Below are 13068 nucleotides of genomic sequence, written 5' to 3'. Positions count from 1 at the left end.
GCGAAGCAGCAAGCGTGCCCGCGTTTCGGCGCGCTCGACACTGCTGCCACGCGTAAAGCAGGAGCGGGTCGGCTCGGCGGCGTGCTGTCATGGGGTTGTAAGTCTTGCGACGAGGCGGCAAAACCTACGGTTTTCCTCGTGCGCGCGGTCTACGCGGCGCCCGCATCAAGGCTCGAGCAGGACCGGTACCGACGCAAACCCGCGAAACCGCACGCGAGCGCCCCGCGTCGGCTCACCATCGACGCGATACGCCGGGAAGCGCTGCACGAAGCGCCCGATCGCAATCCGCGCCTCCAGCCGCGCCAGCGACAGACCCGCGCACTGATGAATCCCGAACCCGAACGCGAGATGCCGGTTCGGGTCGCGGCGGATATCGAAGCGGTCCGGCTCGGCAAACTGCTCGGGATCGCGATTGGCCGCGCCGATGCACAGCGTGACCGGCGTGCCGCGCGCGAGCGCGACGCCGCCGATCTCGGTATCGACGGTGGCCATGCGATTGCCGAGCTGGTTCGAACTCTCGAAGCGCAAGCACTCCTCGACCGCGGTGCCGATCAACTCCGGCTCGCGCAGCAGCGCGGCACGCTCGTCAGGCCACTCGCTCAGCGTGACGAGACCGTTGCCGATCAGGTTGGTGGTCGTTTCGTGCCCGGCGTTCAGGATGAAAATGCAGTTCTGCAGCAGTTCGGCTTCAGATAGCTGCTCGTGCGGCCCCTCCCCCTGGATCAGCCGCGTCAGCACGTCGTGCTGCGGATCGCCCGGCTCGCGGCGGCGCCGTGCGACGAGGCCGCGCAGATAGTCGACGAATTCGCTGACCGCGCGATTGCCGCGCTCGAACTGCGCGTCGGTCAGCGACGGCTCGAGCGCGCCCAGTATCGCGAGCGACCAGTCGCGCAGCGGCGCGCGTTCATCGTGCGGCACGTCGAGCAGATTGCCGATGACCTCGACCGGAATCGTCGACGCGAATTCGCCGATCAGATCGATACGCCCGCGCTGCGCGGCCGCATCGAGCAAGCCGTCGACGAGCCGGATCAGCGCGGACTCCATCGCCGCGATCGCGCGCGCGGTCAGCGCGCCGGCGATCAGCTTGCGCACCCGCGTATGGCGCGGTGGATCGTTGAACACGAGACTCGTGGTGTGATGCGCGTAGAGCAGAGAGTCACCGTATTTCGGGCGGAACTCGACGGTCTTGTCGGAGCTGAAGGTCTTGGGGTCGCGGTAGACCGCCTGCACGTCGCGAAAGCGCGTCAGGAACAGCGAGCCGTCGGGCATGCGCCGGATTGGCTCATAGCTGCGCAGTGCGTGATAGACCGGATAGGGATCGGCGTAGAACGCCGGGCTCAGATGACGCAGATCGAAGTCGCGGGCAAGGGAGGATGCCTCGCTGGCGGTTGCCGGGGTCATGCGTTGTCTCCGTGGGGCGTCTTGTTGCGCCAGTGTGGGGTGGTGGGTTCGTGTGACCGTATTCGTTCGGCCTGCTCCGTTACGGCGATGCGCCGAACGCCCGCTTCAGCCAACGCGACGGCCAGCCGCCTGCGACGGGCCAACGCACAGAACCGATACAATAGCGGGATTTTCCGCGCGCCACGCGCCTCTTTTCTTCCCGCGTCACCGGTCGTCCATGAACCTCGTCATTCAAAGCGTCGCCCCCCTTTCCGCCGACCACCACAAAACGCTCGTCGCGCTCGCACGCGGCTCGCACGCCGCCGTCATCGACGAGCACGCGATTCGCATCGCCGGCGCGAACCTCGCGCAACGCGCCGACGTCGAAGCGTATTGCTATGCGCATCGACTCGACTACGCGTTTGTCGAAACCGGCCGCCAGTTGAGCGACTTCGGCCTCGTCGCGATGGACATGGATTCGACGCTGATCACGATCGAGTGCATCGACGAAATCGCCGATTTCTGCGGGCTCAAAGCCGAAGTCGCGGCGATCACCGAGGCTGCGATGCGCGGCGAGATCAAGGACTTCAACGAGAGCCTGATTCGTCGGGTCGCGCTGCTGAAAGGGCTCGACGCCAGCGCGCTCGAGCGCGTGTACGAGGAGCGGCTGCGGTTGTCGCCGGGCGCCGAACGCATGCTGGCCGGCGCGAAACAGGCGGGCCTGAAAACGCTGCTCGTGTCGGGCGGCTTCACGTTCTTCACCGCGAAGCTGAAGACGCGCCTTGGGCTCGATTTCACGCGCGCGAACACGCTTGAAATCATCGACGGCAAGCTGACCGGCAATGTGATGGGCGAGATCGTCAATGCCGAGGTGAAAGCGCGCACGCTGCGCGAAACCTGCGCGACGCTTGGCATCGAACCGTCGCGCGCAATTGCGATGGGCGACGGCTCGAACGATCTGAAAATGATGGCCGAAGCGGGACTCTCCGTTGCATTCCGGGCGAAGCCGGTGGTGCGGGAAGCAGCCAGCGTGTCGTTCAATTTCGTTGGACTGGACGGTTTGCTGCGGTTGGTTTGAGGCTGGCGCTCGAGGGATCCGTTATCGCTCGCGCCGGCACAACGACCGACGCGCTAGCGAGCCGCGCGAACCGTTGCGTTATCTGTTGAAAATGGCCGGCAGGAACAGCGCGAACATGCCGATGGAAATCAGGATGCTGAAGATCAACACGCCCTTCATGATGCGATCGTGATTTTTGCCTATTTCCAATGACAGGATAAATTGTTTCATAAGCTCCTCCACAAGACAGAACAAGTATAAGAGCTGCACTATCCAATAAAACTAATTGAGGTAAATGTGCAGGGCCGCGGATAGAAGCGCCGCCAGGCAGGTCATGAAAATTGACGTGCCTATCGCCCCACGTGATAGCGCGCCAACCACGGATTCGGTCTGCCGGTGATCGATAACGGCGGCAATCGGCACCGCAAGGTTCAGCAACAGCCAGAAGAAAAGATTCATCCAAGCCCCTCCCCCGAGCGCCGCAACGTTATCCGGCAAGCACACGATCGTAGCGTCGCGAAGCGGCATCGAACATTCGGGTCTGCCTGATACTCAGGGCAATAAAGAAGCCCGCCGTGAACACATCCCGGCGGGCTTCTCGAACAACGTGTCGAACAGGGCTAACGCGTGTTAAGCCAGCTTGGCCAGGCTCTGCTCGATATCCGCACGCAGGTCCGCCTCGTCTTCCAGACCGATATAGAAGCGCACCAACGTGCCGCGACGCGGCCACTGCGCGGCAGTGCGCATCGACGCGATGTCGTACGGCATCGCGAGGCTATGCGCGCCGCCCCAGCTCCAGCCGAGCGAAAACAGTTCGAGCGACTCGCAAAACGTGTCGATCCGCGCCGCGCTGTACCGTTCGTCGAACACCACCGAGAACAGTCCGCCCGCGCCGCTGAAATCGCGCTTGTACACTTCGTGCCCCGGACAGTCGGCGAGCGCCGGATGCAACACCGCGACGATTTCCGGCCGGCTCTTCAACCACGTCGCGAGCGACAGCGCCACGCGATCGTGCTGCGCGAAACGCAACTGCATGCTCGGCAGGCTGCGCAGGATCAGCGAGCAGTCGTCCGAGGACACGCCGATGCCCATGCGCATGCGCGCCGCCTTCAGCTTCACATGCACGTCGCGCTCGACCGTGATCGTCGCGCCCATCAGCACGTCGCCGCCGCCCGACTGGTATTTGGTCAGCGCCTGCACCGAGATGTCGACGCCATGGTCGAACGGCCGGAACGCGAGGCCCGCGGACCACGTGTTGTCGATCGCGGTGACGACCTTGCGCGCGCGCGCCGCCGCCGTGATGGCCGGTACGTCGGGCACTTCCATCGTCACCGAGCCGGGCGCCTCGATCCAGATCAGGCGCGTGTTCGGCTGGATCAGACTGGCGATGCCCGCGCCGATCAGCGGATCGTAGTAGCGCGCCGTGATACCGAAATCGCGCGCGAGCCAGTCGCCGTGGTCGCGGTTCGGCGAGTACACGTTATCGGGAATCAGCACGTCGTCGCCGGCCTTCACGAGCCCGAAGTAGACGTTCGAGATCGACGACAGCCCCGACGGCTGCAGCAGCGCATGATTGCCGCCCTCGATCGCGGCGAGGCGCTGAGCGAGCGCGATCTGCGTCGGCGTCGCATGCAGGCCGTAGCGCCATTGCGCGTCGTTTTTCCAGTCGAGCGCGCGCATCGCGGCGAGGTCGGGAAACACCACCGTCGACGCGCGCGTGACGGGCGTCGAGAACGATTCGAAGCCCGGCGTGATCTGGTCCTCGGCACGCACGATGCGGGTCTGCAGGCCATGTTTGAATTTGGATTCAGTCATGTGAAGCTCGATGAAAAACATAGTGAAGCGAGCCTGAAGCAACGGCCGCGCTGCGCGATTCCGGATGCCCGGCGCGCGTGCGCATCAGTAGCCCGTTTGCAGGTTGCTGACGCCGCCCACTGGGTGCCCCCCGGCAGCGGATGCCGGCGCGGGAGCCGCCGCTGCGCCGTTGGCCGCGGCCGGTTGCGGTGAGGGGGCTGCAGGCCTCGCCGCCGCACCGCCGGCCGAACCGGTCACCGGCACCGCCTGCCCTGCCGCCAGCGGCTTCAGGTTGAATTCCTGCGGGTTCGAATCGTCGACGTTCATGCGGTCGCCTTCGAGCGAGCCGTCCGCCGCGAACTTGCCGACCCAGTTGCCGGTGATATGCGTGCCGTCGTTCGATTCCTCGACTTCGAGCGTATCGCCGTCGCGATCGCCGGCGATCAGAATCACCTCGCCGCTATCCGTGTACTGATACTCGCCGTGCACGCCAGATGGATCGTCGGTCTTGGGCCCGAGCCGCAGCACGATCGGCCGCGCGCCGAGCGTGCCCACATAGCGCGGAAACTTCGCGAACTCGGGGCTCGGTTTCAGCGGCAGCTGGATCGGCGGCGGCGCGGCTAGTGCCTTGACCGCATCGCTTTCGGCCCACGCCTGCGACGGCATCCACAGCACCGTGCCCGTGCACAACAGCGCGGCGGCACTCACCACCATGCCGGCGCGCCGGCGCAAGGCGTGCGTTGCCGTGCGGGTTGCCGAACCCTTCGTCACTTTCGCTTCCTGCATCCCGTCGATCCTTGTTGCTGGTTCCTGCTTGCTACCTATGTCGCGCCGGCCTGCCGTGCGCGCTCACAGACGCTCGAAAATCGCCGCGATCCCCTGCCCGCCGCCGATGCACATCGTGACGAGCGCATAGCGCCCGCCGATGCGCTGCAGCTCGTACAGCGCCTTCACGGTGATCAGCGCGCCGGTCGCGCCGATCGGATGGCCGAGCGAAATGCCCGAGCCGTTCGGATTGACCTTGGCCGGATCGAAGCCGAGCTCCTTGCTGACCGCGCAGGCCTGCGCGGCGAATGCCTCGTTGGCCTCGATCACGTCGAGATCGGCGACCGTGAGACCCGCCCGCTCGAGCGCCTTGCGACTCGCCGGCACCGGGCCGATGCCCATATACGCCGGATCGACGCCCGCATGCGCGTACGACACGAGTCGCGCCAACGGCTTCACGCCGCGCCGCTCGGCGACGCTACGCTCCATCAGTACGACGGCCGCGGCCGCGTCGTTGATGCCCGAGGCGTTGCCCGCCGTCACCGTGCCGTTTTCCTTCGCGAACACCGGCTTCAACTTCGCGAAGTCGTCCGCTGTTGCGTTCAGCCTCGCGTGCTCGTCGGTGTCGAACACGACGTCGCCTTTCTTCGACGCAATCGTGATCGGCAGAATCTGTTCCTTGAAGTAGCCGCTCGTGATCGCGTGGGCCGCGCGACGATGCGACTCGAGCGCGAGCGCGTCCTGGGCGTCGCGCGAGATCTCGTACTTGCGCGCGACGTTCTCGGCGGTCACGCCCATGTGGATCGACTGGAAAGGATCGTTGAGCGCGCCGACCATCATGTCGACGAGACGCGCGTCGCCCATGCGCTGTCCGAAGCGCGCGGCCGGCATCGAGTAAGGCGCGCGGCTCATGTTTTCAGCGCCTCCGCCGATCGCGATATCGGCGTCGCCGAGCAGCACGCTTTGCGCGGCCGACACGATGGCCTGCAAGCCCGAGCCGCACAGCCGGTTCACGGTCAGCGCGGGCGTATGCTGCGCGACCCCGCCGTTGATCGCCGCGACGCGCGCGAGATACATGTCTTTCGGCTCGGTGTGCACGACGTTGCCGAACACGACGTGTTCGACTTCGTCGCCCGACACGCTCGCGCGCTCGAGCACTTCGCGCACCACGCGCGCGCCGAGATCGGTCGGCGCGAAATCCTTCAGGCTGCCGCCGAACGTGCCGATTGCCGTGCGCACACCACTTACCACCACTACGTCCCGTTGCATCGCTTGTCCCTCCTGTTGTCTCTCCAGTCTTCCTGGATGATTGCACCAGCGCGGGCCATGCTGCGCCGCGCGCGGCTTACGTAAAACCTAGTTCGCCAGCCGCCGCTCGACTGTCTCGCGCGACGGAATCGGCGCGACCGCGCCATAACCTTGCGTGGACAGCGCGGCGGCAACGTTCGCGTAGCGCGCGGCGGCAAATGGATCGTCGCCCGCGACGATGCGCGCGATAAAGGCGCCGCCGAAGCAGTCGCCGGCGCCGGTCGCATCGACCGCGTCGACGACATGGCCCGGCACGACGCGCCGCTCGTTCGGCGTCGCGATATACGAGCCGTCCTTGCCGAGCTTCAGCGCGACCACGCCCGGACCATGCGACAGCAGAAAATCGACGATCTCGTCACGGCCGGTCAGCCCCGTCAGTTCGGTCACATCGTCCCAGCTCGGCAGGCAGATGTCAGTCTGGCGGATCGCCTCGAGCATCACCGCGCGCGCCCGCGCCAGCGGCCACAGCTTAAGACGCAGATTGGTGTCGAAGCTCACGCGCGCGCCATTCGCGCGCGCATGCGCGATCGCTTCGAGCGCGGCGTCGCAGGCGCTGACGCTGATCGCGAGACTGATGCCGGACAGATGGACGACCTTCGCCGCCGCGAGCGCGTCGCGCGGCAGATCGGCGGGTGCATAGCGGCTCGCCGCCGAGCCCGCGCGCAGATAGTCGAACGCGTGGCCGTTGGGGCCGTGAGACACGAAATAGACGCCGGTCGACGCCTGCGCATCGATGCGCACGAACGACGTGTCGACCTGCTCGCGCTCCCACAGATCGACCAGCAGGCGTCCGAAATGATCGGCGCCGACCGCCGACACGAAACCGGTCCTCGCACCCTGGCGCGCGGCCGCAATGCAGAAGTTCGACGTGTCGCCGCCGAAGCCTTGCAGGTAGTTCGGTTGATCCTTCGCCGACTGGTTGAATTCGATCATCGCCTCGCCGAGCGCGAGGATGTCCGGTGTGTGAGCTTCAGGCTGTGCGGCCGCGCTGTGCGTCATCGCTTAGACCTCGCCCCACAAATCGTGGCCGTCCGCGCCGGTGATCTTCACCGATACGAAATCGCCGACCTTGTAGCGCTTCGACGCCTTGGCGGACGGCGCGATATAGACGACGCCGTCGATCTCCGGCGCATCCGCCGCGGTGCGGCCGATGCCGCCGTCCGCGTTGATTTCGTCGACGAGCACCTTCAACGTCTTGCCGACCTTCCTCGCGATGCGCTTGGCCGACACCTGCTCGGCCACTTCCATGAAGCGCGCGCGACGTTCCTCACGCACTTCATCGGGCAGCGCGCCGTCGAGTTCATTCGCGCTCGCGCCTTCGACCGGCGAATACGCGAAACAGCCGACGCGATCGAGCTCCGCCTCGCGGATGAAATCGAGCAGCGTCTCGAACTGCTCTTCGGTCTCGCCCGGAAAGCCGGCGATGAACGTGCTGCGGATCGTCAGATCGGGGCAGATCTCGCGCCAGGCCTTGACGCGCTCCATCACCTTCCCGGCGTTGGCCGGGCGCTTCATGCGCTTCAGCACTTCCGGATGCGCGTGCTGGAACGGCACGTCGAGATACGGCAGCACGTGGCCCTTGTACGGACCCTCGGCCATCATCGGAATCACTTCGTCGACGCTCGGATACGGATACACGTAATGCAGACGCACCCACGCACCGTATTGCGCGGCGAGTTCGCCGAGCGCGGCGACCAGATCCGTCATGCGCGTCTTGATCGGCTTGCCGTTCCAGAAACCGGTGCGGTATTTGACGTCGACGCCATATGCGCTCGTGTCCTGCGAGATCACGAGCAGTTCCTTCACGCCGGACTTGAACAGGTTCTCCGCCTCGAGCATCACTTCCGCGACCGGGCGCGACACCAGATCGCCGCGCATCGACGGGATGATGCAGAACGTGCAGCGGTGATTGCAGCCTTCGGAAATCTTCAGGTACGCGTAGTGGCGCGGCGTGAGCTTGACGCCCGCGGCGGGCACCAGATCGACGAACGGATCGTGCGGCTTCGGCAGATGGCTGTGCACCGCCTGCATCACCTCGCCGAGCGCGTGCGGGCCGGTCACCGCGAGCACCTTCGGATGCACTTCCTCGATCAGCCCCGAACCGCTCGCGCTCTTCTTCGCACCGAGGCAACCGGTGACGATCACCTTGCCGTTTTCGTTGAGCGCTTCGCCGATCGCGTCGAGGCTTTCCTGCACGGCTTCGTCGATGAAGCCGCAGGTGTTGACGACCACGAGGTCTGCGCCGTCGTAGGTGCCGGAGATTTCGTAGCCTTCGGCGCGCAACTGGGTGATGATCTGCTCGGAATCGACGAGGGCCTTGGGGCAGCCGAGAGAGACGAAGCCGACTTTCGGCGTGGCGCCCGGCACGGCCGGAGCGTTCGAGGGGGTGGAAGACATGGGGAACCGCTTGAAGACGTTAAACCCTGAATTGTAGCGGTTCGCCACCGCCACCGCTCGTAAGTCTTTGAATTCTAGTCTTCAAACGGGGATGGGTTCGGCAGGACCAGGTTGATTCAGCTCGCTATTTTCGTCGCTGGAAACGTGCTGACGCGTCGGCGCCGACGCGTCTCCGGCCGCCAGCGCCTGGCCGATTACCGTAAGAATTTCGTCAGAGTCCTGCACTCGCCGGATCGCCGCATGCAGTTCGGCGGCTTGCGGCCAGGTCCGCTGCAGGTAGCTGAGCCACTTCTTGACGCGGCCGTGCTCATGGGTCAGCGTGCCATGCGCCCGCAGCTTGTTCATGTAGCCGACGATCGAACCCAGCACCTGCTGCCATTCGTCGGCAGATGGACACGGGTCGAGGAGCCCGCGGATTCGCTGCGCGAGGAACGGATCCGACACGGCGCCGCGCCCGATCATCACGTCCGCGCAGGCGCTGACCGAGCGGCAACGCTGCCAGTCCGCCACCGTCCAGACTTCGCCGTTCGCGATGACGGGCACGTCGACGGCGTCGTCGATGCGCGCGATCCACTCCCAGTGCGCCGGCGGCCGATAGCGGTCGTCGCGCGTGCGCGCATGCACGACGAGCGAGGCCGCGCCGCCGTCCGCGAGCGCCTGCGCGCATTCGATCGCCCGCGACGTGTCGGACACGCCGAGGCGCATTTTTGCCGTCACCGCGATATCGGCAGGCACCGCGGCGCGCACGGCCGAGACGATCTGGTTCAGCAACTTCGGGTTCGCGAGCAGCATCGCGCCGCCGCCGTGCTGATTGACGACTTTGGCGGGACAGCCGAAGTTCAGGTCGATACCGTAGGGCGACAGCATGGCCGCGTACGCGGCATTGCGTGCCATCCACTCGGGATCGCTGCCGAGCAGCTGGATCACCATCGGCGTGCCGCTGGCGGTCACGCTCGCGTGCAGGATTTCGGGCGCCTCGCGCTCGTAGACGCGGGTTGGCAGCAGCGAGCCTGTGATGCGGATGAACTCAGACACGCAGCCGTCGAAAGCGCCCGCGCTCGTCAGCACGTCGCGCAGCACATAGTCAGCGAGCCCTTCCATTGGGGCGAGAAACAGCCGGCTCATGAGCGGTGTGGGTGAACGGCGGGTCAGAGCAGAATGAGCCGCGCGGCCTTCGCAACGGAAGACGCTGACGCGATCAGGGAGACGGTCTGAAACATAGGACGGGTCCAGCGGAAGAAAAACGGTAACGGCGCAAGCAGCGGTGTGCCGGCAGTGGACGCAACGGACATCGAGCCGCGGCCGGAATCCGGTTCCGACGGAAAAGCGTCCCCACGCGCGGGCCGCCATTGTAGCGCGTCGGCGGCTGCACTCCCGCGAGCTCGCCGCCATTCACTCCTTCACTTCTTCTCCGTCTCCGGATTGGCCTGCGGCGTGGCCGGCGCATTGCTCACATTGCTCGCATTGCTCGCATTGCTCGCATTGCTCGCAGTGACCGCGCCGCCCGGCGTAAACGGGAACGTGGCGAACATGGTCTTCGCCTGATTCTGCATCTGCTCCTGCATCTGCACGAACATGTTCTTCGATTGCTCGATGTAGCTGGTCATCATGCCCTGCATCATCGGCGCCTGCATGTTCATGAACTGCGACCAGACTTCGGGGTTCATCGCCTTGCCTTCATAGAGATTCTTCGACTGGTCGGCAAGCTTCGCCTGAATGTCGATGAAGGCCTGGATGTTCTTTTCCAGATACGTGCCCATCATGCCTTGCATCGCATGACCGTAGAACCGGATGATCTGCGACAGCATCGACGACGAGAACATCGGCAGGCCGCCGCTCTCTTCTTCGAGAATGATCTGCAGCAGGATCGAGCGCGTCAGGTCCTCGTTGCTTTTGGCATCGATCACCTTGAAATCTTCCTGATCGAGCACGAGTTGCTTCACATCAGTCAGCGTGATGTAGGTACTCGTCTCGGTGTCGTAGAGCCGACGATTCGGATATTTCTTGATCAGTCGTTCGGCGGCGTTTTCTTTGTAGTAGTAGTCATGTAACGCCTTTAAGCTCGAGTTAAGCAAACGCGGAAACGGCGTCCGGGCTGTGCAACGGGATCCATTGCGCAGCCGGGACGCCGGCGAAACCATCTGAGCCGAAGCGCGCCGCCTTCCGGTCCGGCGCGCCGATGGCTCAGCCCATATGCAAGCCGCCGTTCAGCGAAAAATCGGCGCCCGTGGAGAAGCCCGATTCTTCCGACGCAAGCCACGCGACGATCGAGCCGATTTCGTCCGGCTGACCGAGGCGGCGCACCGGAATCGTCGCGACGATTTTTTCCAGCACGTCGGGGCGGATCGCCTTGACCATGTCGGTGCCGATGTAGCCCGGCGACACGGTGTTGACCGTCACGCCCTTGGTCGCCACTTCCTGTGCGAGCGACATCGTAAAGCCATGAATGCCAGCCTTCGCGGTCGAATAATTGGTCTGGCCGAACTGGCCCTTCTGGCCGTTCACCGACGAAATGTTGATCACCCGGCCAAAGCCACGCTCGACCATGCCGTCGATCACCTGCTTGGTGACGTTGAACAGGCTGGTCAGATTGGTGTCGATCACCGCCGTCCAGTCTTCGTGCGTCATCTTGCGGAACACGACGTCGCGCGTGATGCCGGCATTGTTGACCAGCACGTCGATCTCGCCGACTTCGGCCTTGACCTTGTCGAATGCGTCCTTGGTCGATTGCCAGTCACCGACGTTACCCTCGGAGGCGACGAAGTCGTAGCCGAGTACCTTCTGCTCGTCGAGCCACTTCGCACGGCGCGGCGAATTCGGGCCGCAGCCGGCGATCACCCTGAAGCCTTCCTTGTGCAGACGCTGGCAGATGCTGGTGCCGATGCCGCCCATGCCGCCCGTTACGTACGCAATTCGCTGTGTCATAAACCACACTCCGTTATCGTTGTCGAGGCGCCTGCCGGCGGCCTCGTGCCTCGCCTGATGCTGGTTCGCGTTGCCGCCGGGCGACCGTCTGGCAACGCGCACTGCCGACACGAGTCACCTGTTGCAACGCGCGGCACCGCCAGTTGGCGTGCCGCGCGGCCAGATGCCTGTGCCGGCGAAGACCGCGCGCGACCGGTCGCGAGTGCGCGCGGCGTACCCAGCGTACTTTAAACGCGCTCGACCGCGAGCGCGACACCCATGCCGCCGCCGATACACAGCGACGCCAGCCCCTTCTTCGCATCGCGCTTCTGCATTTCGTGCAGCAGCGTGACGAGAATCCGGCAACCGGACGCGCCGATCGGGTGGCCGATCGCGATCGCGCCGCCGTTCACGTTGATCTTCGACGTGTCCCAGCCCATCTGCTTGTGCACGGCGAGCGCCTGCGCCGCAAACGCTTCGTTGATTTCCATCAGGTCGAGGTCGGCCGGCGTCCAGCCCGCGCGCTCGAGGCAACGGCGCGAAGCCGGTACCGGGCCCATACCCATCACCTTCGGATCGACACCCGCGTTCGCGTATGCCTTGATGCGCGCGAGCGGCGTGAGGCCGAGCGCTTCCGCTTTTTTCAGCGACATCACGAGCACCGCGGCTGCGCCGTCGTTCAGACCCGATGCGTTGGCCGCCGTGACCGTGCCTTCCTTCGAGAACGCCGGCTTCAGGCTCGCGAGTGATTCGGCCGTCACGCCATGACGCACGAATTCGTCGGTGGTGAAGCGCAGCGGCTCGCCCTTGCGTTGCGGAATCTCGACCGGCACGATTTCGTCGTTGAAGCGCCCCGCCTTCTGCGCGGCTTCCGCCTTGTTCTGCGACAGCGCCGCGAACGCGTCCTGCTGTTCGCGCGTGATGCCGTGCTCCTTCGCGACGTTTTCGGCCGTCACGCCCATGTGGTACTGGTTGTAGACGTCCCACAGGCCGTCGACGATCATCGAGTCGATCAGCTTCGCGTCGCCCATGCGGAAACCGTCGCGCGAACCCGGCAGCACGTGCGGCGCGGCGCTCATGTTTTCCTGGCCGCCTGCCACGACGATGTCCGCGTCACCGGCGATGATCGCGTTGGCCGCGAGCATCACGGCCTTCAGACCCGAGCCGCAGACCTTGTTGATCGTCATGCCCGGCACGGCCGCCGGCAAACCCGCCTTGATCAGCGCCTGACGCGCGGGGTTCTGACCGGAGCCCGCCGTCAGCACCTGGCCCAGAATAACTTCGCTCACCTGTTCCGGCTTCACGCCTGCCCGTTCGAGCACGGCGCGCACCGCGAGCGCGCCGAGTTCAGGTGCGGCAATCTTCGCCAGCGACCCACCAAACTTGCCCACTGCAGTACGAGCGGCCGATACGATCACAACATCAGTCATTTCCATATCCTCCGGGCATCCCGGCCAACTGCG

General features: G+C 65.1%; 12 protein-coding genes and 1 pseudogene. 1 reads left to right on the top strand and 12 read right to left on the bottom strand.

The features are described 5' to 3' along the window. Window positions 1-165 precede the first annotated feature (165 nt). The gene (locus OKW37_RS12950) at window positions 166-1401 is read right to left on the bottom strand and encodes a cytochrome P450 (RefSeq protein WP_429406118.1); all 1236 of its coding nucleotides are present in this window, start codon (window positions 1399-1401) and stop codon (window positions 166-168) included. A 217-nt stretch (window positions 1402-1618) separates the two neighbouring features. Between OKW37_RS12950 and serB the strand changes: the two genes are divergently transcribed. Further along, complete coding sequence (gene serB / locus OKW37_RS12945) at window positions 1619-2458, top strand: phosphoserine phosphatase SerB (protein ID WP_429406123.1); 840 nt, start codon at window positions 1619-1621, stop codon at window positions 2456-2458. 78 nt (window positions 2459-2536) lie between these two features. Here the strand turns inward: serB and OKW37_RS12940 are convergent, their stop codons facing one another. From OKW37_RS12940 to OKW37_RS12890, 11 genes and pseudogenes are all read right to left on the bottom strand, one after another. Further along, complete coding sequence (locus OKW37_RS12940) at window positions 2537-2668, bottom strand: hypothetical protein (protein ID WP_260321381.1); 132 nt, start codon at window positions 2666-2668, stop codon at window positions 2537-2539. A 51-nt stretch (window positions 2669-2719) separates the two neighbouring features. Beyond that, window positions 2720-2896 (bottom strand): hypothetical protein, encoded by a 177-nt coding sequence (locus OKW37_RS12935; protein ID WP_184065081.1) that lies wholly within the window; start codon window positions 2894-2896, stop codon window positions 2720-2722. Between the two features lie 171 nt (window positions 2897-3067). Further along, window positions 3068-4252 carry a cystathionine beta-lyase gene (locus tag OKW37_RS12930; protein ID WP_429406131.1) on the bottom strand — a complete coding sequence of 395 codons (1185 nt, stop codon included), beginning with the start codon at window positions 4250-4252 and terminating at the stop codon, window positions 3068-3070. An 84-nt stretch (window positions 4253-4336) separates the two neighbouring features. Continuing rightward, entirely contained in the window at window positions 4337-5017 is a 681-nt protein-coding gene (locus OKW37_RS12925; RefSeq protein ID WP_429406134.1) for a hypothetical protein, read from the bottom strand. Between the two features lie 63 nt (window positions 5018-5080). Next, the gene (bktB, locus tag OKW37_RS12920; RefSeq protein WP_184064952.1) at window positions 5081-6265 is read right to left on the bottom strand and encodes a beta-ketothiolase BktB; all 1185 of its coding nucleotides are present in this window, start codon (window positions 6263-6265) and stop codon (window positions 5081-5083) included. An 87-nt stretch (window positions 6266-6352) separates the two neighbouring features. Beyond that, the gene (locus tag OKW37_RS12915; protein WP_090804664.1) at window positions 6353-7303 is read right to left on the bottom strand and encodes a sugar kinase; all 951 of its coding nucleotides are present in this window, start codon (window positions 7301-7303) and stop codon (window positions 6353-6355) included. Window positions 7304-7306: 3 nt separating this feature from the next. Then, window positions 7307-8701 carry a 30S ribosomal protein S12 methylthiotransferase RimO gene (gene rimO, locus OKW37_RS12910; protein WP_184043864.1) on the bottom strand — a complete coding sequence of 465 codons (1395 nt, stop codon included), beginning with the start codon at window positions 8699-8701 and terminating at the stop codon, window positions 7307-7309. Window positions 8702-8782: 81 nt separating this feature from the next. Beyond that, on the bottom strand, window positions 8783-9826 hold the full coding sequence (locus tag OKW37_RS12905; protein WP_429406139.1) for a tRNA dihydrouridine synthase: 1044 nt from the start codon (window positions 9824-9826) through the stop codon (window positions 8783-8785). Window positions 9827-10101: 275 nt separating this feature from the next. Beyond that, window positions 10102-10748 (bottom strand): annotated as a pseudogene (phaR, locus tag OKW37_RS12900) (polyhydroxyalkanoate synthesis repressor PhaR). Between the two features lie 137 nt (window positions 10749-10885). Then, window positions 10886-11626, bottom strand: a complete 741-nt coding sequence (locus OKW37_RS12895) for a 3-ketoacyl-ACP reductase (RefSeq protein ID WP_187618774.1) — start codon at window positions 11624-11626, stop codon at window positions 10886-10888. Window positions 11627-11853: 227 nt separating this feature from the next. After that, the gene (locus OKW37_RS12890; RefSeq protein ID WP_184043870.1) at window positions 11854-13035 is read right to left on the bottom strand and encodes an acetyl-CoA C-acetyltransferase; all 1182 of its coding nucleotides are present in this window, start codon (window positions 13033-13035) and stop codon (window positions 11854-11856) included. Between the last annotated feature and the right edge of the window lie 33 nt (window positions 13036-13068).

The organism is Paraburkholderia sp. MM5482-R2, assembly GCF_050436125.1.
In the GTDB taxonomy this organism is placed as follows: Bacteria; Pseudomonadota; Gammaproteobacteria; order Burkholderiales; family Burkholderiaceae; genus Paraburkholderia; species Paraburkholderia tuberum.
Note: the sequence above shows the minus strand (reverse complement) of the source record. Positions and strands in the feature narration are given on the sequence as shown.

Excerpts from the sequence above, each read along its gene's own strand:
- OKW37_RS12950 (WP_429406118.1), bottom strand. The coding sequence starts at position 1,401 with ATGACCCCGGCAACCGCCAGCGAGGCATCCTCCCTTGCCCGCGACTTC.
- serB (WP_429406123.1), top strand. The coding sequence starts at position 1,619 with ATGAACCTCGTCATTCAAAGCGTCGCCCCCCTTTCCGCCGACCACCAC.
- OKW37_RS12940 (WP_260321381.1), bottom strand. The coding sequence starts at position 2,668 with ATGAAACAATTTATCCTGTCATTGGAAATAGGCAAAAATCACGATCGC.
- OKW37_RS12935 (WP_184065081.1), bottom strand. The coding sequence starts at position 2,896 with ATGAATCTTTTCTTCTGGCTGTTGCTGAACCTTGCGGTGCCGATTGCC.
- OKW37_RS12930 (WP_429406131.1), bottom strand. The coding sequence starts at position 4,252 with ATGACTGAATCCAAATTCAAACATGGCCTGCAGACCCGCATCGTGCGT.
- OKW37_RS12925 (WP_429406134.1), bottom strand. The coding sequence starts at position 5,017 with ATGCAGGAAGCGAAAGTGACGAAGGGTTCGGCAACCCGCACGGCAACG.
- bktB (WP_184064952.1), bottom strand. The coding sequence starts at position 6,265 with ATGCAACGGGACGTAGTGGTGGTAAGTGGTGTGCGCACGGCAATCGGC.
- OKW37_RS12915 (WP_090804664.1), bottom strand. The coding sequence starts at position 7,303 with ATGACGCACAGCGCGGCCGCACAGCCTGAAGCTCACACACCGGACATC.
- rimO (WP_184043864.1), bottom strand. The coding sequence starts at position 8,701 with ATGTCTTCCACCCCCTCGAACGCTCCGGCCGTGCCGGGCGCCACGCCG.
- OKW37_RS12905 (WP_429406139.1), bottom strand. The coding sequence starts at position 9,826 with ATGAGCCGGCTGTTTCTCGCCCCAATGGAAGGGCTCGCTGACTATGTG.
- OKW37_RS12895 (WP_187618774.1), bottom strand. The coding sequence starts at position 11,626 with ATGACACAGCGAATTGCGTACGTAACGGGCGGCATGGGCGGCATCGGC.
- OKW37_RS12890 (WP_184043870.1), bottom strand. The coding sequence starts at position 13,035 with ATGACTGATGTTGTGATCGTATCGGCCGCTCGTACTGCAGTGGGCAAG.